This window comes from Leucobacter chromiiresistens (assembly GCF_900102345.1).
Lineage (GTDB): Bacteria > Actinomycetota > Actinomycetes > Actinomycetales > Microbacteriaceae > Leucobacter > Leucobacter chromiiresistens.
This window is the reverse complement of the sequence record NZ_FNKB01000001.1, coordinates 738,063-763,063: the sequence shown is the minus strand read 5'-3', so window position 1 is coordinate 763,063 and position 25,001 is coordinate 738,063. Positions and strand designations below refer to the sequence as shown.

Annotated in this window: 31 protein-coding genes; 15 read left to right on the top strand and 16 right to left on the bottom strand. The window is 72.0% G+C overall.

The genetic code is table 11. The features are described 5' to 3' along the window. Positions 1-84 precede the first annotated feature (84 nt). The 4 genes from BLT44_RS03545 (at position 85) to BLT44_RS03535 (ending at position 2,762) form a co-directional block, all read left to right on the top strand. On the top strand, positions 85-1,338 hold the full coding sequence (locus BLT44_RS03545) for an MFS transporter (RefSeq protein WP_010155485.1): 1,254 nt from the start codon (positions 85-87) through the stop codon (positions 1,336-1,338). 24 nt (positions 1,339-1,362) lie between these two features. Further along, positions 1,363-2,055 (top strand): endonuclease NucS, encoded by a 693-nt coding sequence (gene nucS, locus BLT44_RS03540; RefSeq protein WP_010155486.1) that lies wholly within the window; start codon positions 1,363-1,365, stop codon positions 2,053-2,055. Positions 2,056-2,137: 82 nt separating this feature from the next. Beyond that, positions 2,138-2,299, top strand: coding sequence for a hypothetical protein (locus BLT44_RS15555; RefSeq protein WP_040505165.1), 162 nt, complete (start codon positions 2,138-2,140; stop codon positions 2,297-2,299). A gap of 136 nt (positions 2,300-2,435) precedes the next feature. Next, a complete protein-coding gene (locus BLT44_RS03535; RefSeq protein ID WP_029608122.1) occupies positions 2,436-2,762 on the top strand; it encodes a DUF7882 family protein in 327 nt (108 codons plus the stop codon). Positions 2,763-2,831: 69 nt separating this feature from the next. Here the strand turns inward: BLT44_RS03535 and BLT44_RS03530 are convergent, their stop codons facing one another. From BLT44_RS03530 to BLT44_RS03505, 7 genes are all read right to left on the bottom strand, one after another. After that, positions 2,832-3,035, bottom strand: coding sequence for a hypothetical protein (locus BLT44_RS03530; protein WP_010155489.1), 204 nt, complete (start codon positions 3,033-3,035; stop codon positions 2,832-2,834). 43 nt (positions 3,036-3,078) lie between these two features. Then, complete coding sequence (locus BLT44_RS15550) at positions 3,079-3,225, bottom strand: hypothetical protein (RefSeq protein ID WP_155819007.1); 147 nt, start codon at positions 3,223-3,225, stop codon at positions 3,079-3,081. A gap of 133 nt (positions 3,226-3,358) precedes the next feature. After that, a complete protein-coding gene (locus tag BLT44_RS03525) occupies positions 3,359-3,655 on the bottom strand; it encodes a hypothetical protein (RefSeq protein ID WP_010155490.1) in 297 nt (98 codons plus the stop codon). A 20-nt stretch (positions 3,656-3,675) separates the two neighbouring features. Then, complete coding sequence (locus BLT44_RS03520; protein ID WP_010155491.1) at positions 3,676-4,020, bottom strand: hypothetical protein; 345 nt, start codon at positions 4,018-4,020, stop codon at positions 3,676-3,678. Between the two features lie 182 nt (positions 4,021-4,202). Beyond that, on the bottom strand, positions 4,203-4,394 hold the full coding sequence (locus BLT44_RS03515) for a hypothetical protein (protein WP_010155492.1): 192 nt from the start codon (positions 4,392-4,394) through the stop codon (positions 4,203-4,205). Beyond that, positions 4,387-5,181 carry an alpha/beta fold hydrolase gene (locus BLT44_RS03510; protein ID WP_010155493.1) on the bottom strand — a complete coding sequence of 265 codons (795 nt, stop codon included), beginning with the start codon at positions 5,179-5,181 and terminating at the stop codon, positions 4,387-4,389. The genes BLT44_RS03515 and BLT44_RS03510 overlap by 8 nt, the downstream gene beginning before the upstream one ends. Beyond that, the gene (locus tag BLT44_RS03505) at positions 5,181-5,822 is read right to left on the bottom strand and encodes a TetR/AcrR family transcriptional regulator (RefSeq protein ID WP_010155494.1); all 642 of its coding nucleotides are present in this window, start codon (positions 5,820-5,822) and stop codon (positions 5,181-5,183) included. Before BLT44_RS03505 ends, BLT44_RS03510 begins: the two co-directional genes overlap by 1 nt. A gap of 139 nt (positions 5,823-5,961) precedes the next feature. Here BLT44_RS03505 and BLT44_RS03500 point away from each other — a divergent pair, with 139 nt between their 5' ends. Genes BLT44_RS03500 through BLT44_RS03485 form a run of 4 tightly spaced genes read left to right on the top strand, consistent with a single transcriptional unit; the run spans position 5,962 to position 8,478 of the window. Further along, a complete protein-coding gene (locus BLT44_RS03500) occupies positions 5,962-6,573 on the top strand; it encodes a biotin transporter BioY (RefSeq protein WP_010155495.1) in 612 nt (203 codons plus the stop codon). After that, complete coding sequence (locus BLT44_RS03495) at positions 6,570-7,319, top strand: energy-coupling factor ABC transporter ATP-binding protein (RefSeq protein WP_010155496.1); 750 nt, start codon at positions 6,570-6,572, stop codon at positions 7,317-7,319. Before BLT44_RS03500 ends, BLT44_RS03495 begins: the two co-directional genes overlap by 4 nt. Beyond that, positions 7,316-7,999 (top strand): CbiQ family ECF transporter T component, encoded by a 684-nt coding sequence (locus tag BLT44_RS03490; protein ID WP_010155498.1) that lies wholly within the window; start codon positions 7,316-7,318, stop codon positions 7,997-7,999. The genes BLT44_RS03495 and BLT44_RS03490 overlap by 4 nt, the downstream gene beginning before the upstream one ends. A gap of 17 nt (positions 8,000-8,016) precedes the next feature. Continuing rightward, positions 8,017-8,478 carry an SseB family protein gene (locus BLT44_RS03485; RefSeq protein WP_010155499.1) on the top strand — a complete coding sequence of 154 codons (462 nt, stop codon included), beginning with the start codon at positions 8,017-8,019 and terminating at the stop codon, positions 8,476-8,478. 108 nt (positions 8,479-8,586) lie between these two features. On the opposite strand, the gene BLT44_RS03480 is transcribed toward BLT44_RS03485, so the two are convergent. After that, positions 8,587-9,159 carry an HdeD family acid-resistance protein gene (locus BLT44_RS03480; RefSeq protein WP_010155500.1) on the bottom strand — a complete coding sequence of 191 codons (573 nt, stop codon included), beginning with the start codon at positions 9,157-9,159 and terminating at the stop codon, positions 8,587-8,589. A 268-nt stretch (positions 9,160-9,427) separates the two neighbouring features. Between BLT44_RS03480 and BLT44_RS03475 the strand changes: the two genes are divergently transcribed. Beyond that, positions 9,428-9,733 carry a cupin domain-containing protein gene (locus BLT44_RS03475; RefSeq protein WP_010155501.1) on the top strand — a complete coding sequence of 102 codons (306 nt, stop codon included), beginning with the start codon at positions 9,428-9,430 and terminating at the stop codon, positions 9,731-9,733. Positions 9,734-9,752: 19 nt separating this feature from the next. Further along, the gene (locus BLT44_RS03470; protein ID WP_010155502.1) at positions 9,753-10,244 is read left to right on the top strand and encodes a GNAT family N-acetyltransferase; all 492 of its coding nucleotides are present in this window, start codon (positions 9,753-9,755) and stop codon (positions 10,242-10,244) included. A 3-nt stretch (positions 10,245-10,247) separates the two neighbouring features. Here the strand turns inward: BLT44_RS03470 and BLT44_RS03465 are convergent, their stop codons facing one another. Genes BLT44_RS03465 through BLT44_RS03450 form a run of 4 tightly spaced genes read right to left on the bottom strand, consistent with a single transcriptional unit; the run spans position 10,248 to position 13,831 of the window. Beyond that, the gene (locus tag BLT44_RS03465) at positions 10,248-10,658 is read right to left on the bottom strand and encodes an acyl-CoA thioesterase (RefSeq protein ID WP_010155504.1); all 411 of its coding nucleotides are present in this window, start codon (positions 10,656-10,658) and stop codon (positions 10,248-10,250) included. Positions 10,659-10,662: 4 nt separating this feature from the next. Beyond that, a complete protein-coding gene (locus tag BLT44_RS03460; protein WP_010155505.1) occupies positions 10,663-12,225 on the bottom strand; it encodes a chlorohydrolase family protein in 1,563 nt (520 codons plus the stop codon). Further along, positions 12,222-13,058 carry an ATP-binding cassette domain-containing protein gene (locus BLT44_RS03455; protein WP_010155506.1) on the bottom strand — a complete coding sequence of 279 codons (837 nt, stop codon included), beginning with the start codon at positions 13,056-13,058 and terminating at the stop codon, positions 12,222-12,224. Before BLT44_RS03455 ends, BLT44_RS03460 begins: the two co-directional genes overlap by 4 nt. After that, the gene (locus tag BLT44_RS03450) at positions 13,055-13,831 is read right to left on the bottom strand and encodes an ABC transporter ATP-binding protein (protein ID WP_010155507.1); all 777 of its coding nucleotides are present in this window, start codon (positions 13,829-13,831) and stop codon (positions 13,055-13,057) included. The genes BLT44_RS03455 and BLT44_RS03450 overlap by 4 nt, the downstream gene beginning before the upstream one ends. A gap of 104 nt (positions 13,832-13,935) precedes the next feature. Here BLT44_RS03450 and BLT44_RS03445 point away from each other — a divergent pair, with 104 nt between their 5' ends. From BLT44_RS03445 to tagD, 3 genes are all read left to right on the top strand, one after another. Further along, entirely contained in the window at positions 13,936-14,223 is a 288-nt protein-coding gene (locus BLT44_RS03445; protein ID WP_010155508.1) for an MFS transporter, read from the top strand. Between the two features lie 56 nt (positions 14,224-14,279). Further along, entirely contained in the window at positions 14,280-14,498 is a 219-nt protein-coding gene (locus BLT44_RS03440; protein WP_010155509.1) for an SCO4848 family membrane protein, read from the top strand. A gap of 93 nt (positions 14,499-14,591) precedes the next feature. Beyond that, entirely contained in the window at positions 14,592-14,990 is a 399-nt protein-coding gene (gene tagD / locus BLT44_RS03435) for a glycerol-3-phosphate cytidylyltransferase (RefSeq protein ID WP_010155510.1), read from the top strand. A 57-nt stretch (positions 14,991-15,047) separates the two neighbouring features. On the opposite strand, the gene BLT44_RS03430 is transcribed toward tagD, so the two are convergent. From BLT44_RS03430 to BLT44_RS03415, 4 genes are all read right to left on the bottom strand, one after another. After that, positions 15,048-18,284 carry a M14 family zinc carboxypeptidase gene (locus BLT44_RS03430; RefSeq protein WP_176783264.1) on the bottom strand — a complete coding sequence of 1,079 codons (3,237 nt, stop codon included), beginning with the start codon at positions 18,282-18,284 and terminating at the stop codon, positions 15,048-15,050. A gap of 139 nt (positions 18,285-18,423) precedes the next feature. Further along, entirely contained in the window at positions 18,424-19,203 is a 780-nt protein-coding gene (locus BLT44_RS03425; RefSeq protein WP_029608124.1) for an amino acid ABC transporter ATP-binding protein, read from the bottom strand. Next, positions 19,200-20,228 (bottom strand): amino acid ABC transporter permease, encoded by a 1,029-nt coding sequence (locus BLT44_RS03420; protein WP_010155514.1) that lies wholly within the window; start codon positions 20,226-20,228, stop codon positions 19,200-19,202. The genes BLT44_RS03425 and BLT44_RS03420 overlap by 4 nt, the downstream gene beginning before the upstream one ends. An 11-nt stretch (positions 20,229-20,239) precedes the next feature. Beyond that, entirely contained in the window at positions 20,240-21,139 is a 900-nt protein-coding gene (locus BLT44_RS03415; protein ID WP_010155515.1) for an ABC transporter substrate-binding protein, read from the bottom strand. Positions 21,140-21,422: 283 nt separating this feature from the next. On the opposite strand from BLT44_RS03415, the gene BLT44_RS03410 reads away from it, so the two are divergent. Beyond that, a complete protein-coding gene (locus tag BLT44_RS03410; RefSeq protein ID WP_143025960.1) occupies positions 21,423-23,999 on the top strand; it encodes a helix-turn-helix transcriptional regulator in 2,577 nt (858 codons plus the stop codon). A gap of 38 nt (positions 24,000-24,037) precedes the next feature. Beyond that, the gene (locus BLT44_RS03405; protein WP_010155518.1) at positions 24,038-24,946 is read left to right on the top strand and encodes an isoprenylcysteine carboxylmethyltransferase family protein; all 909 of its coding nucleotides are present in this window, start codon (positions 24,038-24,040) and stop codon (positions 24,944-24,946) included. Positions 24,947-25,001: the final 55 nt, after the last annotated feature.

Genomic DNA, 25,001 nt, shown 5'->3' with positions numbered 1-25,001 from the left:
GGCCCGACCCCCGGCGGCCCTCCGCGGGTTGATAGCCTGAGCTTCTCACGCCCACACATCTCGCAGATCTCGCACAGGAGCACCGTGTCACGTCCGTTCGACCACCGCTTCGCCGTGCGCTGGACCTCGGGCGTGCTCGTCATCTTCGCACTGCTCGGCTTCGGGTTCGGCAGCTGGCTCGGCCGCATCCCCGCGCTGCGCGACCACCTCGGCGCGAGCACGCTCGAGATGAGCTGGCTCGGTCTCTCACTCGCCCTCGGTTCGCTCACCGGCCTCGTCTTCTCGGGCCGCACCGTCTCCTGGCTCGGGCCGCGCCGCACCCTCGCGATCGGGATCTCGGGGCAGACCCTCGCGCTGCCCGCCGCCGCGGCCCTCTTCTGGGTCGACGCCACCGCCCCCGCCATCGCGTGCCTGGTGGTCTACGGGCTCATGTTCGGCACGTCGGACGTGGCGATGAACGTGAGCGGCGCCGGCGCGGAGCGCGCGCTCGGCAAGCCGCGCATGCCGCTGCTGCACGCCGCCTACAGCCTGGGGAGCGTCAGCGCCATGGGGGTCTCCGCGCTCGCCGAGACCTCCGGCATCATCGTGCCGGTGCACCTCGGCGCGACCTACGCACTGATTCTCGTCGCCGCCGTGCTCGCGCTCCCGCACCTGCCGCCGGGCAACGACGAGGCTTCCGCGCCCGAGCGCCCCGCGAGCGTGCACACCGGGCCCACCCGGCTCCCCGCGGCGACAGACCTCGACGCGGCGCCGGGCGGCTCGTACTCGCCGTGGCTGCAGCCGCGCATCCTCGTGATCGGCCTCATCGCGATGTCGATGGCGCTGGCGGAGGGCACGGCGAGCGACTGGCTGCCGCTCGCGCTCGCCGACGGGCGGAGATTCGCGAACGAGTCGGCGGCCCTCACCCTCGGCGTCTTCTTCGTGTCCATGACCCTCGTGCGCATCGCGGGATCGTGGCTGCTGATCCGCTTCGGGCGGGTGCGCGTGCTCCAGGGCGGCGCGATCCTCGTGATCGCCGGGCTCGGGCTCGTGATCCTCGTCCCCTTCGCCTGGGTGTCGGTCGTGGGCGCCGTATTCTGGGGGGTGGGCTGCGCGCTCGGCTTCCCGATCGGGATCTCTGCGGCCGCCGACCACCCGGCAACGGCGACGCGCGATGTCGCCGCGGTCTCGGCCATCGCGTACACGGCGTTCCTGCTCGGGCCCATGGGCATCGGCTTCCTCGGCGAGCACCTCGGCCTGCTGCACGCCTTCTGGCCGCTGGTCGCCTTCGCGGCGTTCGTGCTGATCGCTGCGCGCGCCGCCCGCGAGCCGCGCGGCGGGGTCGGCACCGCGCACTGATCCCGAACCGGTAAACTCCTGCGGGTGCGAATCGTTGTTGCAGACTGCTCAGTCGACTATGCAGGCCGCCTGTCGGCGCACCTCCCGCGCGCCAAGCGCGTGCTCATGCTGAAGAACGACGGCAGCATCCTCGTGCACTCGGACGGCGGCTCGTACAAGCCGCTCAACTGGATGAGCCCGCCCTGCTCGCATGCGCAGCTCGAGCTCGACGAGTCGCAGACGAGCGCCGGCATCGTGGAGGCGTGGCAGGTCACCCACAAGAAGACGGCCGACAAGCTGGTGGTGTCGCTCTTCGAGATCTTCCACGACAGCGCGCACGATCTCGGCGTCGACCCCGGGCTCATCAAGGACGGCGTCGAGGCGCACCTGCAGGAGCTGCTCGCCGACCAGATCGAACTCGCCGGAGCCGGGCACACCCTCGTGCGGCGCGAGTACATGACGCCGATCGGCCCCGTCGACATCCTCGCGAAGGACGCGGACGGCGGGTCGGTCGCGATCGAGATCAAGCGCCGCGGCGGCATCGACGGCGTCGAGCAGCTCACCCGCTACCTCGAGCTCATGAACCGCGACCCGAAGCTCGCCCCGGTCACCGGCATCTTCGCCGCGCAGGAGATCAAGCCGCAGGCGCGCACGCTGGCCGAGGATCGCGGCATCCGCTGCCTTCTCCTCGACTACGACGCGATGCGCGGCATGGAGGACAAGAACACGCTGTTCTGAGCGGGCGGGCGGTGCGCTGACACAGGCGGCGGGACTGCGCAAGGGCGCGCCGCGGAGTCGCAACCCCGTGTACGGTGGCGGCATGCGCGCACTGCTTCTGCTCCTCCTCGTCGTCTGGATCGTCGTCGCCGTGATCGGCTTCGTCATCAAGGGACTCTTCTGGCTCGCAGTGATCGGGATCGTGCTCTTCCTGGTCACCGGCGTCATCGGCATGCTGAAGGCCAAGGCGTCGAACCGGCCCTGATTCCCGTTCTCCCGCGACACGCCCGGACCCGCCCGATCGTGCACCGGGTGTATGTTCCGGGATGGATACAGATAGCCGAAGCACCACTTCGTCGCCGCCCATATGCCTGGGGCCGGGACTGTGCGATGCTTCGCACATGGGGTATTTGGTGTACGGGGGACAAGAGTTCGAATTCGAGGACCGATTACTGCTGCACCTGAAGTTCGTGGTCGGGCAGCGGCTGAAGAAGCAGGAGAGCTTCTTCCTGAGCTGGCAGCGCGGCGCCGAGGGAGCGGGGCGGGTGTCACTCTGGATGTCGCCCTACGCGACCCTCGCATTCGGGTTCTCGGGAAGCCGTGAACCCGCCTACAACCCGCACTGGGTGAAGGCGCTGCTCGCGATCTCGCACACGCCGCGCGGCCTCGTCGTCATCTCCGAGGAAGAGGCCGAGGCGTACGTGAAGAAGAACCCCGATCTGATGTAGCGATGGGCACGGGCGAGCCTCCCCGTCGTGAGTGCGACGGGGAGGCTCGTCTGCCGCGATCCGCGCCGCTTACGCGGATTCGGTCGCGGCGCCCGGATCCTGCTGGTCGGGCACTCCCGGAGCCACCGGACTGTCAAGCCCGGTGCCCTCCTCGTGCTCCTGCGCGAGCGGCTGCTCGGGCGCATCGGGATCGGCGAGCGGGCCGTTGCCCTCGGCGCCGAGATGCGCGCCCTCGCCCGCTGCGTGGTTCGGGTCGTTCAGATTCGTCGACATCGTGCTGCTCCTTCCGGTGAACGGTGAACGGATGCGGCCGGCGTCAGTCTGTCGTGGTCTCCGACTCCGCGTCGCGGGGCGATTCACCCGGCGCGGCGCCCTGATCGTGCTTCCGGTCGTCTGCGGCCTCGTTGCGGGCGCGCTTCACGGCGTCCTTCGTGCTGTCCGCTGCATCATCGAGCATGCTCATCGTGCACTCCTTCCGATTGGGGCTCCAGCTTCGCCCCTGGCCGTGGCCGCGCACCAGGGGGTTGCGCTGTCGCGCCCGCGCATCCATGCGCCCGCACATCCATGCATCTGCGCCGGGTATGCCGCCGACGGGATCAGGCCGCGAGGCGCTCCGCGATCCAGCGCACACCGTCGCGCCGCACCGCGAGCTCGAGCCGCTCGCCGCCGCCGTCTCGGCGCACCGAGCACCGCCAGCCCGTCTGCCGCTCGGAGACGTGCGTGATCAGCGGATGCATGTGGCCGTCGGGCACCTCGATGATCGGGCGGGGTTCGCCCTCGACCCGCCAGCGCACCCGCTCGAACACCAGCCGGGCGGGGCGCCCCTCGACGAACCAGACGACCACTGTGTCGTCGAGCAGCGGCATCTTCGGGCCGATGACAGATTCGAACATATGTTCGAGTGTAGACGATCTCACCGCGGACCGCGCGCCACCGACCGCGACGGGTGCGTCGCGTGCGACGGCGCCCGCGAGGAGTGCGGCTCATGCGCCGGATGCGCCGGATGCGTCGGGGGCAGACCGGGCAGCTGTGGCGAGCGCGACGGCCACGGCACCGCGGCCTCCGCCTCCTCGCGCGTCGGGTAGATGCCCACCATGCGCTGCCGGTGCCGCACCGGATGCCAGGCGAGCAGGAGATACCGGGCGTCGCCCGAGGTGTCGCGGATGCCGCGGATCACCGCCTTCGGGTACTGCGCGAACTCGCGCATGACGATCCACTCGTCGCTCGCGACCTGGATCAGGTTCGATCGTTGCCCCACGGGCAGCAGCGTAGGCGGCGCCGCCGACGCTCACGCAGTGGATTCGGGTTCAGACAGGAGGGATTCGGCAGCTGCGCCCGCTCTGCGCCGGATCTCCTGCATGACGCACGGCGCCGGGCAGCACGGCGCCGGGCAGCACAGGGCAGCACGGCGCGGGCCGGCACGCAACGGCCGCGGCGCAGCTACTCGCCGCCGCCCGACGGCATGCCGATGAGAAAACCTGCTACGGCGCCGACCGCGAGCCCGGTGCCGGCGCCCAGGCCGACGAGTCCGATCATGCCGCCCAGCACGGCTCCGATGCCGCCGCACACCACGATGCCCGCGGCGACCCACATCACGATCGCCCGCTTCGCCGCTCTCTCCTGCTCACTCACCGTGCCCAGGGTACTCCGATCGAGACGCCCCCGCGGAGCGTCGCCGCACGAAGTCGAGGATCATGGACGCCACCGGCTCCGGGCTGCGGATGATGGCCTCGTGCCCGCGGTGCGGGATGGATTCGAAGGCGCCATCGGGCAGGGCCCTCGCGACCTGCAGCACCCACTCCCGCGGGCAGACCCGGTCGGTCGCACCGCTGAGCACGAGCGTCGGCGCCGCGATGCCGGGGCAGATCCGCTCGAGGCGGTGCGCCAGCATGAAGCGGAGCTTGTTCAGGAACCACTTCGGGCTCGTCTTCGCGTACTCGCGCAGCCCGAGCAGGATGACCTTCGGGGATTCGCCGATCAGATCCTGCGCCATGCGCAGACCCTGGCGGATCGCCGAGCGCTCGCGCGGGTTCACGGTCGGGGCGATGAGCACGAGCGCCTCGACGAGCTCGGGGTGCCGGTACGCGACCTCCGCGACGATCTGCGTTCCCATCGAGTGCCCCACGAGCACCGCCGGCCCCGTCGCGCGATCGCGGACGAACCCGGCGACCACCTCCGCGGTCTGCTCGAGCGTCGCCGCCGAACCGGGTTCGGGCGAGTCGCCGAAGCCGGGCAGATCGATCGCGAGCACCTGCCCCTCGGGGGCGAGCTCTGCGCCGACCCCGGCGAACACCACCCGGCCCATGCCGATGCCGTGCACCAGTACGTAGGTGCGATCCGGAGCTCCGTCGAACTCGCGCGACTCGGTGTACGCCATCGAGACCGGGCCGAGGTCGTACGTGAGATCGCGAGACGTCATCAGTGCAGAATACCGTTCGCCGCGCCCGCGGCGGCGCCGGTCGCAGCTCGGGCCGGTGCGCCGCGGAGGCCCGCGATGATGATGTCGAGGCCCCGCTCGAACGAGGCGTCGAGTTCGGCTGCGGGATCCGGCGATGCTCCGTGCGCATCCGCGCCGCCCGCCGTTCGCCCGCTCTCGGGTCCGATCAGGGCGCCGAGCGAGGCGGCCTGCAGGTGCGTCTGCGTCGACTGCGCCTGCCCGAACGTGTAGAAGAGCAGCGCCCGTGCGCCGTCGGCGCCGACCCGCTCGGCCAGCCGCTGCTCGACGGCCGACGAGCCGAGCCTGAACGCGGCGGCGGTCGCGACGACGTCGGCGCCGTCGCGCACCGCCAGCATCGCGCGCCGCATCTCCAGGCACATGCGCCGGGCCGCAGCCGTCGCGTCGCTCGGACCCGCTCCGGGCGGCCCGCCCGCGCTCACGCCGCCCACGATCACATCGGCCATGCGGGCGAGCAGGGTCTGCTTGTCGGGCACGTGGTGGTAGAGCGCACTCGGCTGCACGTCGAGCGCGGCGGCCACCCGGCGCATGGAGCAGCCTTCGAGGCCCTGCTCGTCGAGCACGCGCAGCGCCGCGGAGACCACGTCGGCGAGCGTGTTGCGCATCCCCTCAGCCTACCGCTAACCTGAACACCGTTCACCAGAACACTGTTCAGGTTCGTCGCCCGGCATCCGCCGCATCGACGCCCGCACCACCGCATCCAGCACCCCCGCAGCCGCCAGACGGCCAGACCCCGGAGGCACCGTGACCACTGCAGACCTCACCACCGCGCAGCAGGAGGCGCGGCAGGCCCCGCGCCGCCGGCACGTCGCCACCGACCTCGCCCTCATCGCGACCTTCGCAGCGCTCATCGCGGTCTGCTCGATCATTCCGGGCATCAGCCTCGGGCCCGCCTCGATCACGCTGCAGACCCTCGCGGTCATGCTCGCCGGCGCCGTGCTCGGAGCCGGCCGCGGCACCCTCGCGGTGCTGCTCTTCCTGGTGGTCGGCGCCGCCGGGCTCCCCGTCTTCAGCGGAGGATCGGCCGGGCTCGCGCCGTTCGCCGGGCCCACCGTCGGCTACCTCGTCAGCTTCCCCCTCGCCGCCTGGCTCATCGGATTCGTCGTGGAGCGCCTGCCCCGCCGCAAGACCGCGACGAGCGTGCCGCTCGTCTTCGCCGCGGGTCTCCTCGCGAACCTCGTCTTCGTGCACACGCTCGGGCCGCTCGGCCTCGCCTGGCGCGCCGACATGAGCATCGGATCGGCCTTCCTCTTCGACCTCGCCTTCTGGCCCGGCGACCTCGTGAAGACCCTCATCGTCGCGATCGTCGCGTCCGCGGTGCACCGGGCGTTCCCCGCCCTCCTGCCGCGCCGATGACCGCACCCCCGGCGGGCCCTCGCCCGGCCAGCGCGATCCACCTGCAGGGCGCGGTCGTGACCGCCCCCACCGCTCACGCCGACGTCACGATCCTGCACCCCACCTCGCTGACGCTGCGCGAGCGCCGCATCGCCGTCATCGGCGGCAACGGCTCGGGCAAGTCCACGCTCGCCCGACTCGTCAACGGACTCGTCGAGCCGAGCGCGGGCAGCGTGAACATCGAGCTGCAGGGCGACGACGGAACGCGGTCGCTCGACACCCTTCGCGACGGCGCCGCCGTGCGCCGGGCAGTCGGCTTCGTCTTCACCGACCCGGCCGCCCAGCTGATCATGCCGACCGCCGTCGAAGACGTCTCGCTCTCCCTCCGGCGCAGTCACCGCGACCCCGGTGCGCGCCGCGCCGCAGCGCTGGCCGCGCTCGATCGCTTCGGCCTGCAGCCCCTCGCCGACCGCAGCGTGCACACCCTGTCGGGCGGTCAGAAGCAGCTGCTCGCCATCGCGTCGGTGCTCGCGACCGACCCGGCGATCCTCGTCGCCGACGAACCCACCACCCTGCTCGATCTGCGCAACGCCCGCATGATCAGCCGCCTGCTCATGTCGCTGCCCCAGCAGGTGATCGTCGTCACCCACGATCTCGAACTCGCCGCGCAGGCCGACCGGGCGCTCGTCGTCGACGACGGCCGCATCGTGTTCGACGGCGACGCCCCGGCAGCGGTCGCCCACTACCGGAGCACGGTGGCGCCATGACCTCGGCATCGCCGCTCGGCGAGTACATCGCCCGCCGGGGGCCACTGCACCGGGTGCGCCCCGGCCTCAAACTGCTCGGCCTGTTCGCATTCGCGATCGCGACCACCGCCACCGGCGGCCCCGCGGCCACGACCGTCGGCCTGCTGCTCGCCGCAGCCGCCGCCGCCATCGCCGGCCTCCGCGGCCGCGACTTCGGGCGCGTCGCCCGCCGCTTCGCCCTCGTCGCCGTTCCCCTGCTCGTCTTCACTGCCGCGAGCGCCGCCTTCGCCCGCGACGGCGGGTGGGGGCCGAGCGGGCTCGCACTGCCCTCCGCCGCAGCCTGGGCAGCCGGCGCCGCCCGCGGCTACTCCGTCATCGGAGACCTCTTCGCACTCGTGCTCGCCGCGAGCGCGGTGACGGCGAGCACCGCCGTCGAAGACATGCTCGACACCATCACCCGGGGCCTCGGCCCCTTCCGCCGATTCGGCGCGAAACCCGAGCGCTTCGCGCTCGCCTGCTCCCTCGTGATCCGCTCCATCCCGAGCATTCTCGGCATGGCGCAGGAGACCGCCGCCGCGGCCCGGGCGCGCGGACTCGAGCGGAGCCCCCGCGCCCGCGTCGTGCCGCTCGTGCTGCGCACCGTCGCGCACGCACAGCTCACCGGAGAAGCCCTCGCCGCGCGCGGCATCGGCGAGGAGTGAACCCGTAGGCTGGAACCATGACCGAGCAGCCGCCGATCCCCGAAGACGTGCACGCCGACTACGCGAACACCCCGGTGCGCGAAGCGCTGACCGCGCTGCAGCAGACCCCCGACTACACGCACCTCGCGGCGTTTCTGAACGCCCTCCGCGACGGCTACCTCGTCGTCGACGTGACCGGCGCCCCGTCGAAGAAGCGGGGGCACCGCGTGCGCATGATCCGCTCGACCACCGGCCAGCCCGTGCTGCCGATCTTCACCTCGATGGCCGAACTGCGCGCCATCGCCCCCGCCGGGCGCAGCGAGCAGGTGAAGGGCGCGGTGATGCCGGCCCGCGACGCACTCGCGCTCATCGGCTCCGACCGCTTCGTCGCCGCCGAGTTCGACAAGGCCTCGGCCTCGCTCGTCGTGCTGCGCAAATACGTGACGCTCGCCGCGGGCGATGACGAGATCACCGCCGAGCTGCTCGAGGGGATGCGCTAGCGCCGGTCGGCCTCGGCTGCCCCGCCCCGCCCCGCCCGTGAGCTTCGGGCGGCCGCCTTCTCGGGTTCAGGCCGCCGCGTTCAGGCCGCCGGGTTCAGACCGCCGGGTTCATGCCGCCGGCTTCATGCCGAACGCGCGCACGGCCTGCACGACGCCGAGCACCAGCATCGAGACGCCGAGCAGCAGCCAGAGCGTCACGGCGGCGAGCAGCGGGGTGAGAATGAGCACGGCGCCCGCGAGCACGCTGACCACGCCGTGGACGATGCTCCACGCCCGGCTGGGAGACTGCTTGAGCGTGGCGAACGCGAGCGCCCCCTCGAACACCCACAGTGCACCGACGGTGACCGACAGGAAGATCGCGAGGATCGCGGCCGTCGCACCGAGGTTCACCAGCATCACCACCCCGCCGATGATGTAGAGCAGGCCCAGCGCCACCCGCCCGGTGCGGGCCCAGCCGCGGATCGTGCGCGCGAACACGGCGGTGCCGAGGTACACCACGCCGACCACCAGCGCGTAGGCGGCGGCGAGCGCCGCCACGATCTGCATGGTCACCGCTCCCGAGGCCGCCGGGAAGCACACGATGAGCAGGCCGAGCACGATCGCGATGAGCCCGCCGATGCCGAGCGCGGTGCGGAGCCCGTCGCCGGGAAGGTGCTGCTGGGGAGTGGTTCTCGTGGACATGATCGCCTCCGAAGCCCGGGGAACGAGGCGCCGGTGCGCCCCCTTGCCTCACATCATGACCGTTGTGCGCGAAAAGCACGAGACCCGCGGCCGCCCCACCCGTGCGAGCGGGGTCGCTTTGCGTGGGTGTCGCCTCGCGACACCCACCGGAAGCGACCCCGCTCGCATGGTTGGCGCGGACGCCGGGACGGGGCGGGCCGAGCGGGCGTAGGCTGAGGGCACCGCGCGGCGCTCGAGGACGGCGCCGCACCACGATCGAGGAGGATGCATGAGCAGCGACGCGCACGGCACGGGATCGACGGGCGAGGTGCAGCTCGAGAACGAGTTCTTCCGCGTGACGCGGTGGACCATCGAGGCCGGGGGTGCGATCCCGATGCACCGGCACGACTTCGAGTACGTCGTCGTTCCGCTCGTCACCGACACGATGCACGTGATCGCCGCCGACGGGAGCGAGATCGTCGCCGAGCTCACGTTCGGCCAGAGCTACACGCGCCCCGCCGGCTCCGAGCACCGGGTCGAGAACCGCGGCGACGGCGCGCCGATCGTGTTCGTCGAGACGGAGCGCCTCGCATGAGTGAGACGGAGCGCCTCGCATGAGTGAGACGGAGCGCGGCAGCAGCGTCGTCGTGCGCGGTGTCGCCGCGGAGGATCGCGACGCGTGGGCGGCCCTGTACCGCGGCTACCGCGACTTCTACGGGAAGCCGCACGACGAGCGCGTGTACACGACGGTGTGGGGCTGGCTCGCCGATCCCGCCCACCAGACTCGCGGCCTCATCGCCGAGATCGACGGCTCCCCGGTCGGCATCGCCCACTACCGCGCCTACGCCCGCCCCATCATGGGCGACAGCGGCATCTACCTCGACGACCTCTTCACCGCGGCCGATGCGCGCGGCACGGGCACGGGCACGGCGATTCTGCACCGCCTCGCCGAGATCGCGCGCGACGAGGGCGCATCGCTGGTGCGCTGGATCACCGACGAGCAGAACACCACGGCCCGGAGCCTCTACGACCGCGTCGCGCAGCAGACGCCCTGGGTCACCTACGACCTGCGCCCCGCCGAGCAGCCCGGCCGCCCCGCCGAGTAGCCCTCACCGCTGCGACGGCTCGCGCAGCCGCTCCGTTCCCGCGGTCGGCTGCGTGCGGCCGTGCACGATCGGCGCGCCCGCCGAGTCGACCGCCACGAACACGATGCGCTCGAGCGTGAGGATCTCGGCGCCGGTCACGGCGTTCACGACGCGGCAGGCCAGCGTGATGGAGGTGCGGCCGTAGGCGACGATCGTGTACTCGAGCTCGAGCAGGTCGCCGCGGTCGGCGCGCGCCGAGAAGTCGATCGCCGACATGTGCCGCGTCACCACGTCGATGGTGCCGAGCTGCGCCACGGCGACGATGGCCGCCTCCTCGTCGACCCACTGGAGGAGGCGGCCGCCGAACAGCGCCCCGTGCTGGTTCAGGTCTTCGGGCTTCACCCATTTGCGAACGATCTGCCGGTACTCATGCATGCGGTCAGCCTAACGGCGGCCCCGGCGCGAGCGACGGCGCCGCCGACGCCGGGAACACCGGGGGGAAGAGCTCCGCCTCGCTCGAACCGAGCAGCGCGGCGCGGGCGTCGCGCTCGGGGTACGCGGCCCGCAGCTGCTCGAAGATCCGCTGACCCTCGCGCCGCAGCGCGGCGAGGTCGACGCCGGGGATCGCCCCGTCGCGCATGATCACGCGGCCGGCGACCATGCTGAAGCGCGCATCGCGGCCCGTGCCGGCGAGCACGAGGGTGCGGATCGGGTCGTCGACGGTGCCCAGCCGCACGTCGTCGAGCGCGAACGCGACGAGGTCGGCGGCGGCTCCGGGCGCGATGCGGCCGAGGTCGGGGCGGTGCAGCGCGCGAGCTCCGCCGAGCGTCGCCGCCTCCACGTACTCGGCGAGCATGCCCCGCCCGAGATCGCCGTGCTGGGCCTTCGCGAGCTGCACCCCGGCGTCGATCGCGCGCACGAGGTCGGGCGGGAAGGAGTCGGTGCCGAGCGCGATGTTCACGCCGGCGTCGAGGTACTGGGAGAGGCGCTCGAGCCAGAACGCGTATCGCGCGTTGGTGAGCGGGCAGTGCGCGATCGAGGCGCCCGCGGCGGCGAGCCGGGCGAGGTCGCCGCGATCCTCGCCGTGCACGTCGGGGTGCACGTCGAGGTAGACGCCGTGCGCGAGCGTGAGGCGGTCGGTGAGGAGGCCCGCGCGGTCGAGCACGTCGAGCGGCGCGCCGCGCCCGTCGCGGGCCAGCACCCCGATCTCGGAGTCGAGCCCCTGGGTGGCGTGCGCGCGCACGAGCACGCCCCTTTGCGCCGAGATGCGGCCGGTCTCGGCGAGGAGCGCGTCGCTCACCGTCTCGATGCGGCACGGCACGAGCACGCCGGTGACGAGCGGATCGCCGAGCGCGTCGACGGTGTCGAGGAAGCGCACGGCGTCGGCGAAGGCGGCCTCGCCCCGCGCCTCGTCCCAGTGGATGCCCGCCGAGCCGTCGGCGTGCGCGACGTGCACGCCCGACCGGTACGACGGGCCGAGGAACGTGCGGATGCCGAACTCGCTGGCGGTGCGGGCGGTGTCGAGCAGGTCGTCGTGCGTCTCGGCCCACGCCCCGTGGATCTCGGTCGAGATCGGCATCGCCGTGGTGATGCCGTGGAGGATCAGCTGCACGAGACCGTATCGGCGCAGCAGGCTGCGATCGGCGGGCGAGAGCACCTCGCGGGGCGAACGGGCGTACTCGGCCGACCATTCGAGGCGCGCCTCGTGCTCGGGGCTCCACCAGGAGTCGAGCAGCAGGTGGTCGATGTCGACGAGCCCTTCGAGGTCGATGAGACCGGGCATGAGCACGCTCTCGCCGAGATCGATCACCTCGGCGGCCCCGGCGGCGAGCGCGTCGCCGGCCGCCCCCTGGGCGACGGCGGCGATGCGCTCCCCCACGACGAGCACGACCGCGTCGCGCATCTCGACGAACCCGGGCCCGCCGGGGCGCTCCGCGTCGCAGACGACCGCGTGGGAGACGCGCACGGCCACCGACGCGGGCGCCTCCGGTCCGGCGCTCACGACGCCAGCTTCTCGCGCCGCTTCGGCCTCCACCCCGGGCCCGGCACGGCGGCGCGCAGCGACCGGGTGTAGGGGTGCGTCGGCCGCGCGAGCAGCTCGGCGGTCGCGCCCTGGTCGACGATGACGCCGTTCTCCATCACCACCATGCGGTCGGAGATCTGGTTGACGACGGCGAGGTCGTGCGAGATGAAGAGGTAGCTCACCTGGCGTTCGGCCTTGATGTCGGCCAGCAGGTTGAGGATCTGCGCCTGGATCGACACGTCGAGCGCGGCGACGGCCTCGTCGAGCACGATCGCCTTCGGGTCCGCCGCGAGCGCCCGGGCGATGGCGACGCGCTGGCGCTGCCCGCCCGAGAGCTCCTTCGGGTACCGGTCGAAGAAGCGCTGCGGCAGTCCGACGGAGTCGAGAATCCCCTGCGCCCGCTGCGTCACCGTGCCGGTGGCCGGTCGCGCTCCGGCCGCCTTCGCGTGCAGTCGCAGGTTCGACATGATGACCTCGCCGATGCGCTGGCGGCCGTTGAGCGACGAGTAGGGATCCTGGAACAGGTACTGCACCTCGCGGGCGCGCTCGCGGCGGGCGGCGAGGCTGCGGGGAGCGGCGGTACGATCCGCCCCGAGCACCGTCACCGCGCCCGAGGTGACGGTCTCGAGCCCCACGATCATGCGCGCGACCGTCGTCTTGCCCGATCCCGACTCCCCCACGATCGCCAGGCACTCGTCGGCCCGCAGCTCGAACGACACGCCGTCGACGGCGACGACGTCCTCGCCGCCCGATCCGCGCGGGGCGGGGAACACCTTGCGCAGGTCGTTCACGGTGATGATGGGTGCGCTCATGCGTCGGCCCTCGCCTTCAGTGCTTCGTGGATCTCGGGGGTGTACTCGAGCACGGGCAGGCGGTCGAGCCGCTGCTCGATGCTGGGCCGCGCCCCGAGCAGCTCGATCGTGTACGGGTGCTGGGGCGATGCGTAGACCTCGGCCCCCTGCTCGACGATCTCGCCGGCGTACATGACGGCCAGCCGGTCGCAGCAGGCGTTCGCGAGTTCGAGGTCGTGGGTGATGAAGAGCAGGGAGAGCCCGCGCGCCCTGCGCTGCTCGTCGAGGATCGCCATCACGTCGGATTGCGCGGTGACGTCGAGCGCGGTGGTCGGCTCGTCGGCGAGGATGAGCTGCGGCTCCGCGAGCAGCACGCTCGCGATCATGACGCGCTGCAGCAGGCCGCCCGAGAGCTCGTGCGGGTACTGCGCGAGCCGTCGCTCGGCGTGCCGCACGCCGACCTCGTCGAGCAGCTGCACGGCGCGGCGCTTCGCCTCGTCGAGCGGCACCCCCCGATCGCGCACGAGCGCTTCGGTGAGGAAGTCGCCGACGGTGTGCACGGGGTTCACGTGCGCCCGCGGATCCTGGAAGATCATGCCGACGTCTCGCGCACGGTACTGCCGCAGGCGCTCGCGCTTCATGTCGAGCACGGAGTCGCCGTCGAACCGCACCTCGCCGGTGGTGCGGAACCCGCGCGCCAGCATGCGGGTGATCGCGCGGGTGGTGAGCGATTTGCCCGAACCGGATTCGCCGACGAGGCCGAGCGCCTCGCCCCGGTCGAGCGTGAAGCTCACCCCGTTCAGCAGGTCGAGGCGCCGGTACTTCGTGACGAGGCTGGCGCGCGGCCTCGCTCGCGGTCACGGGCCTCGTCGGTCTCGGCTTCGCGCCGGCCGCGCTGATGCCCGCGAGCATCGCGATCCTCGGCGTCGCGCTGAGCGCCGCCTTCGGCCTGTCGATCGCGCTCATCGTCTTCACCTCCCCGAACGTGGCGCAGACCGCGGCGTTCTCGGCGATCAGCCAGGGCCTCGGCTACGGGGCCGCGGCGGCCGGGCCCCTCGTGCCCGGCCTGCTCGTCGAGGCGGGCGTGGGCTGGCCCGCGGTGCTGCTCATGCTGGCCGCCGTCGCACTCTGCGAACTCGCGTTCGGCCTCGCGAGTCTGCGCGCCTCCCGGCCCGCCGCGGCGTGATCGCGGTTCGCGGCCGCACCGCTGCGACGGCGCCCGGGCGCATCTACACTGAACAGATGATGGTCGTCTTCGCCGGAATCCTGCTGCTCGTCAACGCCTTCTACAACGTGGTCGTGTGGCCGCGCTTCTGGTCGCGCATCTCGAAGGATCCGCGTGCGCGCGACGAGCAGGGGCGCGCCACCACCTTCCTCACGGTGCACGCCGTGCTGATCGGCCTCGCCCTGCTCATCGCGATCGTCTCGGCGGTCGCGGGCGTGTGGGTGCTGGTCGCCTGACGCCTGACGCCCGACGCCCGTGGCCTGCGCCGGCTGGAGTCGGCGGCCGGGCGGTCGCGGATTGCGCCGCCCCGCGAACCGTACACTGGGAGCATGAAGCGGATCCTGACCTACGGCACGTTCGACCTGCTGCACTGGGGCCACATTCGACTCCTGCGCCGCGCCCGCACGCTCGGCGACTACCTCGTCGTCGCCGCGTCGACCGAGGCGTTCAACGCCGGCAAGGGCAAGCAGACCTATCACGACTTCGAGACGCGCAAGAACATGCTCGAGGCGGTGCGCTACGTCGACCTCGTGATCCCCGAGGACGCCTGGGATCAGAAGATCCGCGACGTGCAGAAGTACGAGATCGACACCGTCGTGATGGGCGGCGACTGGGAGGGCGACCCGCGATTCGAGATCCTGCGCGACTACTGCGAGGTCGTCTACCTCGACCGCACCGAGGGCGTCTCGACCACCAAGATCAAGAACGACCTCGGCGAGGGCGCGTAACACGCAGCGCGGGGGTGGAGGCCAGGCCCCCACCCCCGCGCCGATCGTGCGACCCGATTACGCGGCAGTCTCCTGCGCGCTCTCCGATGCGAGACGCTTGCGACGCGCCATCAGCACGGCGCCTCCGCCGAGCGCGAGCAGCAGCGCGAGCGCGATGCCCGCGGTGAGCTCCATGCCGCCCGTGTTGCTGAGCTCGCCCTGACGCCCATCGGCGCCCCCGTTCGCCGCAGCGCCGTCGGCCGAGGCCGATCCGCCCGCGGCCGAGGAGGTTCCGTCGGCCGCACCCGCGGCCGAACCGCTCGCGGTGCCGTCGGCGGCACCGGCCGTCGTGCCGTCGGCTGCGCCGGCCGCGTTCGCGCCCGGGTCGCCGCCGGGAACCTCGGCCGCCACCGCGACCGTGTCGTCCCAGCCGATGAGCACCGTGCCCTCGGCCTGCGTCGCGGCGATGCGCAGCTCGCCGGGCTCGATGCCCTCGGGGAGCGCATCGACGGTGAGCGTGTTGCCGGTCACCGTGCCCATCGCGACGAGCGACTCCGCGGCGGCTCCGCCCGACTCGGCGGGAACGCCCTCGCCGAAGTAGCTGAGCGCCACCTCGGTGCCGTCGGCGACATCGGAGAACGTCACGTCGAACGACGCGCCGATCTCGATCTCGGCCGGCACCTGCACGCCGCCCCGGGTGTCGTCGGTGAGGTGCTCCTCGCCGAGCACCACCGGCACCGCCGCGCCCGGGTTCGCGTTCACCTCGAACAGCGCCCGCGCGATCCACGGGTAGCTACCCACGGGATGGGTGCGGAAGTTCACCGAGGTGCCGAGCATGACGAGCTCGCTCCCCGACTCCGCGACCGCGGATACGGCCGACGCCTGGCCCGCGGCATCGGCGCGCGCCGTGCCCTGGGCCCCGTTGCCGCCGACATCGCGCCAGTGCCCCGAGACGAACAGGTTCTCCGCCGCGTAGCTCTGCTCGACCTCGGCGTTCTCGCCGAGATTCGTGTACCACACCGCCGGCGTGACGAACGCCGTGTCCTGCGCGTACGTCGAGAACAGCCCGCCCTCGGCGTTCTCCACGTGCACGATGCCGTTCGAGCCGCTGGTGCCCGCCTTCGCCGTCACCTGGGTGAGGCCGAACGCGGCCGCGAAGTTCGCGACCGCGGTGCCCCGGCCCGCGACGCCGTTGCCGGCGGCGATGAAGGCGGCCACGGCATCCGACCCGGCGGCCTGCGCCGGGGTGAACGCGAGGTTGCCGCCGACCCACAGCACGTCGACGCCGTCGAGCAGCGTCGGATCGGCCGTGAGCGATGCCGCGTCGACGCGCACCTGATCGGTGAAGCCGAGACGGCTCAGCGTCACCCGGTCATCCTGCGCGCCCGAGTACGCGACGCGCAGCGCCTTGAGCGGCGTGCTCGGCTCCGTGAGCAGGCGCACGCCCGTGGTCGCGGTGAACTGCACGCCGTAGGTCTCGGCGACGGCCTGGGCGGCCGCGCGCGAGGCCTCGTCGGCCCCGATGATGACCGAGCCGTCGGTGAACGAGGAGACGGCGACGCCCTGCGCGAGCAGCACGTTGATCGCCTGGTACTCCGCGGCGCCGGCGGTCGCGAGCTCGAGGTAGCCGGCCTCCTCCGGCAGCACGCCGGTCGGCGCCGCCTCGGCGACGAGCTCGAGGCCCACGCCGTCGAGCGACGCATCCTGCGATGCACCGACGGCGAAGACGTCGGCGCCCCACAGCAGCGCGAGGCTCCACGCCGACATGTCGTACATGTCGGGCACGCGCTCCGTGATGTCGGATCCGTCGGCGAGCAGCACGTTCGCCATGCCGCGGAGCGGCTGGTGCATGTCGACCACGTAGCTCCCGGCAGGGTACGTCGTCTCGCCCACGGTCAGCGGCGTGGTCGCGCGCGAGACCTCCACCCCGTTCGCGATCAGCTGGTCGACCAGTCGCGCGGCGTCGGTCACGGAGCGCTGCTGCTCCGTGTTCTCCGGGATCACGTAGGCGCGGGGGAACTCGGCCCCGTACACGTCCGTCTCGTCCCAGACGTCGATCCACTCGTGCGGAATGCCCGGGTAGTCGGCGGGGTTCGGATCGGCGGGGATGGTCTTGAGGGGCTCGCCCGCGTCGCCGCGACGGAAGATCTCCATCTGGTTCTGCAGCAGTGCCCCCGAGTTCTCGGCGAAGTAGGCGGTCGCGGTCTCGACCGTCACCATGCCGACCTCGACGTTGACGCCCGTGCGGCGCTCGCGCTCCGCCTGATCCGGGTTGCCGCCGCGACCGAGCGGCAGCTCGACCGTGTTGGTGACGGCGCCCTGGTAGGCGAGGAACTGCGGCGTGAACAGCGGGGGCCAGTCGTCCCACCCCGAGCGGATGTCGCGGTAGGGGATCAGGATGCCGCCGTCGTCGGTCAGCGGGTTGCCCTCGATGTTCGCGCCGACCACGGCCTCCTCGATCGCGAGCGCAGCCGAGTAGGCGTGCGGCAGGAAGAGGTCGTACTCGTAGTTCTCGCCGTGCGGCGGGCCGCAGGGCTCGATCTGCAGCACGTCGGTGTAGCCGTGGAGGTCGACGTAGAAGGTCGGCTGGATGACGCCCGCGAGGTCGCGGATCACGCGCGACTCCGGCGTCGCACCCGTGATCATGTCGCGGTTCGCGTCGAAGCCCTCGGCGTTCGCGCGCGTGCCGTTGACGCGGCCGTCGGGGTTGTTGGTCACGGTGAAGTAGAACCGGTACTGCTCGAGCATGTCGACGATCGCCGGATCATCGGAGGTGGCGAGCTTCTCGATGTACTCGAGAATGATGTCGGCGCCCTCCCACTCGTTGCCGTGGATGTTGCCGTTGAACCAGATCGGCACCTTGTAGCCCTCGGTGAGGGCGGTGTCGGCGGCGGCGCCCGCCGGATCCTGCTTGATGCGCTCCTTCCAGGCGCGCTGCTGCGCGGTCTGCTCCGCCGTCTCGGGGGCGGTGACCGTGACGAGCTGGATGTCGCGCCCCTGCACGGAGCTGCCCACCACCTGAGCCGACACGCGGTCGCTCTCGGCCATCAGACCGTTCACCGTGCGCGCCACCTCCGCGTAGGGCACGGCGCCGCGAACGAGCGACTGATCGTTCGCGTCGTCGGGCGACTCGGGGAGCGGGGTCTGCACCGGGTAGCTCGCCGGCCCCTGCACGCGGTCGGAGATCTCGTAGGTGATGGGGGTGGGCGCGTCGCCCGGTGCCGCAGTCGCCGCAGTGGGTATCGCCCCCGCGAACAACGCCGCGACCAGTGCCCCCGCACCGATCATGGCCGTTGATGACCGTTTCGTAACCATCGTTGCCTTTCTCTCAGTCCTCATTGACTCCGGCCGCACCGGGTTCGCACCCCGCACCGCCGGGTATTGCACACGTGGCGGGGGCCCATCCGGGCCCTCGCCACGATCCTCCGCCGTCGTGGCGGAGAGGTTCAGACGCCTACAGCACCTTCGACAGGAAGGCCTTGGTGCGCTCGCGCTGCGGGTTCGACAGCACCTCAGCCGGGTCCCCCGATTCCACGACGACGCCGCCGTCCATGAAGACGAGCTTGTCGGCGACCTCGCGCGCGAAGCCCATCTCGTGCGTCACCACGATCATCGTCATGCCGCTCTCGGCGAGCCCCTTCATCACGTCGAGCACCTCGCCCACGAGCTCGGGGTCGAGCGCCGAGGTCGGCTCGTCGAACAGCATCAGCTTCGGCTCCATCGCGAGCGCACGCGCGATCGCGACGCGCTGCTGCTGCCCGCCGGAGAGGTGCGCCGGGTAGTAGTCGTGCCGCTCGGCCAGGCCGACGCGGGCGAGCAGCTCCATCGCGCGCGACTTCAACTTCGCCTTGTCGCCCTTCTTCAGCAGCGTCGGGGCGACCATCACGTTCTCGAGCGCGGTCATGTGCGGGAAGAGGTTGAACCGCTGGAACACCATGCCGATGTCGCGGCGCTGCTCCGCGGCCTCGCGCGGATGCATCTCGTAGAGCTTGTCGCCCTTCTGACGGTAACCGACGAGCTCGCCGTCGACGGAGAGCCGGCCGGCGTTGACGGTCTCGAGGTGGTTGATGCACCGCAGGAAGGTCGACTTGCCCGAGCCCGAGGGGCCGACGAGGCAGAGCACCTCGCCGCGCTGCACCTCGAGCGAGATCGACTTGAGCACGAGGTTCGAGCCGAAGGCCTTGGAGACGCCCTCCGCCCGCACCATGGGCGTATCGGTCGCGTGCACGTTCATGCGCCTCCCCCTCCGGGTCGATGGTGCGGTGGCACGATGCTCTCGCCGCCGCCGGCACTGGGGTAGGTCGGGTGCGCCGGATCCTCCACGCCGACGACGCCCACCGACTGGGTCTCGACCGTCGGCTTCATGACGTCGGGCCGCTGGAGCACGCCGCGCGCGAAGTGCCGTTCGAGGAAGTACTGGCCGACCATGAGGATCGAGGTGACGGCCAGGTACCAGATGGACGCCACGATCAGCATCGGCACCGGCTGGTACGTCACCGCCGAGATGTCGCGCGCCCGGCCGTAGAGGTCGAGCGTGAAGGGCACCGCCGTGACGAGCGAGGTCGTCTTCAGCATCGAGATGACCTCGTTGCCCGTGGGCGGGATGATGACGCGCATCGCCTGGGGCAGGATCACGCGGCTCATCGTGTGCCACCAGCCGAGCCCGAGCGCGGTCGCCGCCTCGTTCTGCCCCTTGTCGACCGACAGGAGGCCCGCCCGCACGATCTCCGCCATGTACGCAGCCTCGTTGAGGGCCAGACCGATGACGGCGAGCGTGAAGTAGCTCAGCAGATCCTTGGTGTTGAGGGTGAACGCGGCCTCGGTGAACGGCACGCCGAGACTGATCGACTTGTAGATCGTGGGCACCAGGCCCCAGAAGACGAGCTGCACGTAGACCGGGGTGCCGCGGAAGAGCCACAGGAAGACCCAGGCGATCGACTTCACGACCGGGTTCGGCGACTGGCGCATCACCGCGATCGCGACGCCGAGCACCACGGCGATGATCATCGAGTAGACGGTGAGCTGCAGCGCGTAGCCCGCGCCGGAGACGATGCGCACGTCGAAGAGGTACTTGCCGACCTCGCCCCAGTTGAACACGGGGCGGTTGAAGGCGGCGTCGTGGATGAAGAGTGCGACGAGGAGCAGGAGCACCACGGCGAACACGGTGCGCCAGGGGTGGCGGAGCCGGATCGCCTCGATCGGCGCCGACTCCGGGTGCGGGGCGTCCGGCCCCGCACCCGAGGAGTGCGTATGCGTCATGATGTGCGCGACTACTCCGTGCCGGCGTTGATCTCGGCCTGCTCGACCGCGCCGTCCTCGATGCCCGCCTCAGTGAGGATGTCGAGGTACGTGCCGTCGTCGATGAGCGACTGCAGCGCCGCCTGCACGGCCTTCGTCGTCTCGCCGTCCTTCTGCGTCGCGAAGCCGTACGGGGCGGCGTCGAACACGTCGCCCACGGTCTCGAGCTGGTCGCCCAGCTTCGCGACCGCGTCGCCGGTGACGGGGAGGTCGGCGGAGAACGCGTCGGCGCGGCCGTCGACCACGGCCTGCGTGACCTCGGGCTGACCGTCGAAGCGCAGAATCTCGATCGCCTCCTTGCCGGCGTCGGTGCAGGCCTTCGACTTCGCCGGCAGCTCATCGGTGTCCTGCACCGTGGTCGCCTGCACGGCGACCGTCAGCCCGCAGGCGTCGTCGGGGTCGACGTCGGATCCGCTGGCGGCGGCCCACTGCGTGCCCGCGTTCAGGAAGTCGACGAAGTCGACCGACTGCTGGCGCTCGACGTTGTCGGTGAAGGACGAGGAGCCCATGTCGAGCGCGCCCTCCTGGATGCGGGGGATGATGCTGTCGAAGCCGAGGATCTCCCACTTCGGCTCGAGCCCGAGCTTCGCGGCGATCGCCTCGGCGAGCGTGACGCCCCAGCCGACCGGGTTGCCATCGGCGTCCTTGTACTCGTTCGGCGGGTACTCCGCGTCGGTGCCGATGCGCAGCTCGCCCGAGTCCTTGAGCTCTTGGGGCAGGAGCGCGACCGCGGCGTCGTCCGCCGTGATCTCGGCCGCCGGAGCGGCGTCGCCGGATCCCGCGCCTCCCTCGGACTCGGCGTTGTTCACGCAACCGGTGAGTGCGAGCACGGCCGCCGCGGCGAAGGCGGGAAGTGCGAAACGAATCTTCATTGATGTCTCCATGTTTCGGAAGGGACTGGGAGTCCGGTCTGAATCTCGCCCCCGAGCTTACTGCGCTCACGTAACGGATCTGTGACAGAGTCTCTCCCCCGGTCCAGACAGCGGCTGTCGCCGCGACGCGATCGCCGCAGCAATCCGCTGCTTCCCGGGCGCGGCGCGTGAGGTAACATTCCGGTTAAGCTGTGACCGGCTCGACCAGGAGCCGCTTGATTCGCGAAGCACCTCAGCCCGTGGTCGCGGTGCCGGACCGGGGCTGAAGAAGTGGGGATTCTCAGTGCCGGGGGAGATGGTGGCCGAGAAGATCGACGCGGTCGCGACGCACGGTCACGTGCGGCGCGACCACCTCGTGCACCGCCTCGCCCGCGCCGGACGCGTCACCGTCATCACCGCCGAGCAGGGCGCGGGCAAGACCGACCTCATGTCGCAGTGGCTGTCGCATCAGCGATCGAGCGCGTTCGCCTGGATCGCGCTCGACGCCGGCGCGGGCGACCCGCGCACGTTCTGGCTGCGCGTGCTGCAGGCGATGAGCGCGGCGCGACCCGAGGCGTTCGCCGCGCTCGAGCAAGACTACGCGCACGGCCGCATCCCCCCGGAGGAGGCGCTCCCCCGCATCACGTCGGCCTCGATGCGCGACCCGGAGCCGATGGTGCTCGTGATCGACGACCTGCACTGCGCCGCAGACTCGGTGCAGGATCAGCTCGTGTCGCTGCTGCGCCGGTCGCCGAACCTGCAGCTGCTCGCGGCCTCGCGCACGCGCACGCGCTTCGAGGTGCCCGTCACCGCGGCCGGTCTCGCCGTGACGGCGCTCCACGCCGACGCGCTGGCGTTCACCGCGGACGAGATCGCTCAGGCTGCGGCCGTGCTCCCCTACCAGCTGTCGGAACCCGAGATCGCCGCGCTGCGCCGCACCACCCGGGGCCACCCGCTCGCCGTGCGGCTCGCGCTGTCGGTGATGGCGAACCTGTCGCGCGGCGGCACCCGCCGGCCGCCGGCGGACGAGGTGCAGCGCGGCGTCGAGAGCATGCTCGCCGACTTCGCCCCCGAGTTCCCGTCCCCGCACGACCACGAGCTCGCACTCATCGCCTCCCTCGTGCCCGAGATCGACAGCGCCTTCGCCGAGCGGCTCGGCGGAGCGGCCTCGTGGGCCGAGTTCGAGCGCTTCGACGCCCTCGGGTACGGCCGCCTCGCGTCGCGGCACGGACGCACCGTGTTCCGCCTGCAGACGCTCATCGCCGGAGCACTCCGCCCGCGGGCGCTCGCCGAGCTCCCCGCCGAGCGCATCGCCGAGGTGCGGCGGCTCGCGTTCGCCCACCTGTACGAGCACGCCGACCCCATCGACATGCTCGAACTCCTCATCGACGGGAACATGGATCGCGCCATCTTCCCGCACTTCGTGCGCAACTTCACGGAGATCAGCCTGAAGCGCTCGCGCGAGCTCGTCGCGATGGCGGGGAGCATCTCCCCCGAGCGACAGCTGCGCGAGGGCACCATCCCGATCATGATCGCGGTGGCGCTGAGCGAGGACGCCCTCGTTCCGACGCCGCGCATGCGCGAACTGCTCGAGATCGGCATGCCGTCGCTCGAGCATCGCGCCGCCGAGGCGAGCGGCGCGGCGGGCGGGCTCCTGCTGCTCGCCCGCTTCGCCGGCCTCCGCGTGAGCCGCGCCTACGAGGAGGCCGCGGAGGCGGGCGAGCAGTTCCTGCGGCAGAGCGCGCCCGCCTCCCCGAGCTGGCGGTCGGGCATGAGCGCCGCCCGCCTGCAGATCATCGTCACGGAGATGCTCGCGGGTCGCGTGCAGCGCGTGCTCGACCTCGCCGAGGGCCTGGCCGACGACGCGCACCCGGGCCGGCAGGCCCACCTCCACGCGATCCTCGCCTTCGCGTACGCCCGCATGGGCGACCTGCGGGCCTCGAAGCGCGAGCTCGCCGCCGTCGACCCCTCGCAGGCGGGCTGGCTGGAGACGACGCACAGCATCGGCTGGCACCTCGCGACCGCGCTGCGCGCGGCGAGCCTCGGGCGGCACGACGACGCGTTCGAGGCGCTCGCGGCCGTCGCGCCGCGCATGGACGACTCCGAGCTGTGGCCGGCGATCGTCTGGACGCGGGGGAAGGCGCGGCTGGTCGCCGACCAGGCTGCGCTCGGGCATCAGGAGCTCGAGGCGGCACTCGCCGAACGCGAGCACCTGCCGGTCGCCGCGGGCTGGACGGAGGAGTTGCGGACGCTGCGCGGGGAGTTCCTGCTCGCCACCGGCGACCTCGTCGGCGCTCGCTCGGCGCTCGCCCACGACGGGAGAGCGGCCTCGACGCGCCTCTCACGCGCGCGTCTCGCGATTCTCGCCTCCCGGCCGGACGAGGCCCTGGCGCACCTCGACGCGCTCGACGCCGCGGCGCGCGACCCCCGCACCCCCGATGCGGGGCCGTTCCCCGCGCAGCTCGCCCAGCTGCAGTTGCTGCGCGCAGGCGCGCTGGCGCGTCGGGGCGACACGGAGTGCGCGACGTCGCTCGCCACGCAGGCGTTTCTGACCCTCGATCGCCTCGACAACCTCCTCCCGCTCCTCTGGATTCCGGCGGCCGAGCTCGCGCTCATCCGCTCCCTCGTGCCGCCCGACGTCTGGCGCATGCCCCCGGGGAGCCCGTTCGCCGGCGATGACGTCGTGCTCGAGCAGCTCTCGAAGCGCGAGGCGCTCGTGCTGCTCGAGCTGGCGCGGGGCGGGTCGATCGACGAGATCGCGGGCGACCTGCACGTCTCGTCGAACACGATCAAGACGCAGACCCGCAGCATCTACAAGAAGCTCAAGGTGTCGAGCCGCACGGAGGCGCTCGCGCGCGCCCGCCAGATGGGCCTGGTCTGAGCACTCGGAGCGGCGCCGCGGCCCGCGGATACTTCGCGGTGCAGGCGGCGGCCGGGGCGCTGTGGTGGGTGGGCGTCTTCTCGGTACCCGGGGTGCGACGGGCCACGCTGGGCGGTCTCGACCCGGTGATCGTGGCGGCCTTCGACCTGCCCCTCTTCGTCGCGGCCTCGCTGCTCGTCGCCCTCGGCGCGCGCTGGGCCGCGTGGATCGCGGTGCCCTGGACGCTGCTCGTCGCCGCCGGCATGTCGGGGTACGCGACGCTCACCGGGCTCGCGGGGTGGGGCGCGATCGCGATGCTGGCGGCAGCGGTCGGAAGCATCGGGGCGGGCGTGCTGCTGCGCTGCGGCCGCCTGCCGACCGAGCGGCTGCTCGTCGGCCCGTTCGCCTTCCGCGAGGCGGAGCGCGCGACCGAACGCCGCAATGCGGCGCGGACGGCGCGGCAGCTGGTCGTCTTCTGGGTCGTCTTCCTCGGCGTGCTGCCGCTCGGCATCGCGGTGCTGGAGGCCCGTTGGGGGGTGCGGCTCTCCCCTCCGGCGCCCCTCGTGTGGGGCGCGATCGGCGGCGTCTGCTTCGCGGCGGCGAGCGCCCTCGGCATCTGGTCGGCGCTCGCCATGTCGACGCGCGGTGAGGGGACGCCGCTGCCCTCGGCCGCTGCGCGGCGCCTCGTCGTGGTCGGCCCGTACCGCTGGGTGCGCAATCCCATGGCGCTCGCGGGGATCGCGCAGGGCGTCGGCGTGGGTCTCCTGCTGGGCTCGTGGCTCGTGGTCGCGTACGCCCTCGCGGGGTCGCTCTTCTGGAATCACGCGATCAGGCCGCATGAGGAGGCGGATCTGCGCGCGCGGTTCGGCGGGGAGTTCGACGCCTATGCGCGCGACGTGGCGTGCTGGCTGCCGCGGATCCCGCGCCCGCGCAACGCGGGACACGCGGGAGATGATCGGACGTTGTGAAGGGTAACCTAACTTTCGTATGATGAGCGGTCTGTCCACCCGCCTCCTCCAGAGA

What these genes read in the sequence shown, in the direction of transcription:
- BLT44_RS15555 (WP_040505165.1), top strand. Translation starts at nt 2,138, where the DNA reads ATGCGCGCACTGCTTCTGCTCCTCCTCGTCGTCTGGATCGTCGTCGCC.
- BLT44_RS03535 (WP_029608122.1), top strand. Translation starts at nt 2,436, where the DNA reads ATGGGGTATTTGGTGTACGGGGGACAAGAGTTCGAATTCGAGGACCGA.
- BLT44_RS03465 (WP_010155504.1), bottom strand. Translation starts at nt 10,658, where the DNA reads ATGCATGAGTACCGGCAGATCGTTCGCAAATGGGTGAAGCCCGAAGAC.
- BLT44_RS03505 (WP_010155494.1), bottom strand. Translation starts at nt 5,822, where the DNA reads ATGCGCAACACGCTCGCCGACGTGGTCTCCGCGGCGCTGCGCGTGCTC.
- tagD (WP_010155510.1), top strand. Translation starts at nt 14,592, where the DNA reads ATGAAGCGGATCCTGACCTACGGCACGTTCGACCTGCTGCACTGGGGC.
- BLT44_RS03445 (WP_010155508.1), top strand. Translation starts at nt 13,936, where the DNA reads ATGCCCGCGAGCATCGCGATCCTCGGCGTCGCGCTGAGCGCCGCCTTC.
- BLT44_RS03430 (WP_176783264.1), bottom strand. Translation starts at nt 18,284, where the DNA reads ATGGTTACGAAACGGTCATCAACGGCCATGATCGGTGCGGGGGCACTG.
- BLT44_RS03470 (WP_010155502.1), top strand. Translation starts at nt 9,753, where the DNA reads ATGAGTGAGACGGAGCGCGGCAGCAGCGTCGTCGTGCGCGGTGTCGCC.
- BLT44_RS03490 (WP_010155498.1), top strand. Translation starts at nt 7,316, where the DNA reads ATGACCTCGGCATCGCCGCTCGGCGAGTACATCGCCCGCCGGGGGCCA.
- BLT44_RS03510 (WP_010155493.1), bottom strand. Translation starts at nt 5,181, where the DNA reads ATGACGTCTCGCGATCTCACGTACGACCTCGGCCCGGTCTCGATGGCG.
- BLT44_RS03480 (WP_010155500.1), bottom strand. Translation starts at nt 9,159, where the DNA reads ATGTCCACGAGAACCACTCCCCAGCAGCACCTTCCCGGCGACGGGCTC.
- BLT44_RS03455 (WP_010155506.1), bottom strand. Translation starts at nt 13,058, where the DNA reads ATGAGCGCACCCATCATCACCGTGAACGACCTGCGCAAGGTGTTCCCC.
- BLT44_RS03485 (WP_010155499.1), top strand. Translation starts at nt 8,017, where the DNA reads ATGACCGAGCAGCCGCCGATCCCCGAAGACGTGCACGCCGACTACGCG.
- BLT44_RS03425 (WP_029608124.1), bottom strand. Translation starts at nt 19,203, where the DNA reads ATGAACGTGCACGCGACCGATACGCCCATGGTGCGGGCGGAGGGCGTC.
- BLT44_RS03475 (WP_010155501.1), top strand. Translation starts at nt 9,428, where the DNA reads ATGAGCAGCGACGCGCACGGCACGGGATCGACGGGCGAGGTGCAGCTC.
- BLT44_RS03415 (WP_010155515.1), bottom strand. Translation starts at nt 21,139, where the DNA reads ATGAAGATTCGTTTCGCACTTCCCGCCTTCGCCGCGGCGGCCGTGCTC.
- BLT44_RS03420 (WP_010155514.1), bottom strand. Translation starts at nt 20,228, where the DNA reads ATGACGCATACGCACTCCTCGGGTGCGGGGCCGGACGCCCCGCACCCG.
- BLT44_RS03525 (WP_010155490.1), bottom strand. Translation starts at nt 3,655, where the DNA reads ATGTTCGAATCTGTCATCGGCCCGAAGATGCCGCTGCTCGACGACACA.
- BLT44_RS03440 (WP_010155509.1), top strand. Translation starts at nt 14,280, where the DNA reads ATGATGGTCGTCTTCGCCGGAATCCTGCTGCTCGTCAACGCCTTCTAC.
- BLT44_RS03495 (WP_010155496.1), top strand. Translation starts at nt 6,570, where the DNA reads ATGACCGCACCCCCGGCGGGCCCTCGCCCGGCCAGCGCGATCCACCTG.
- BLT44_RS15550 (WP_155819007.1), bottom strand. Translation starts at nt 3,225, where the DNA reads ATGAGCATGCTCGATGATGCAGCGGACAGCACGAAGGACGCCGTGAAG.
- BLT44_RS03530 (WP_010155489.1), bottom strand. Translation starts at nt 3,035, where the DNA reads ATGTCGACGAATCTGAACGACCCGAACCACGCAGCGGGCGAGGGCGCG.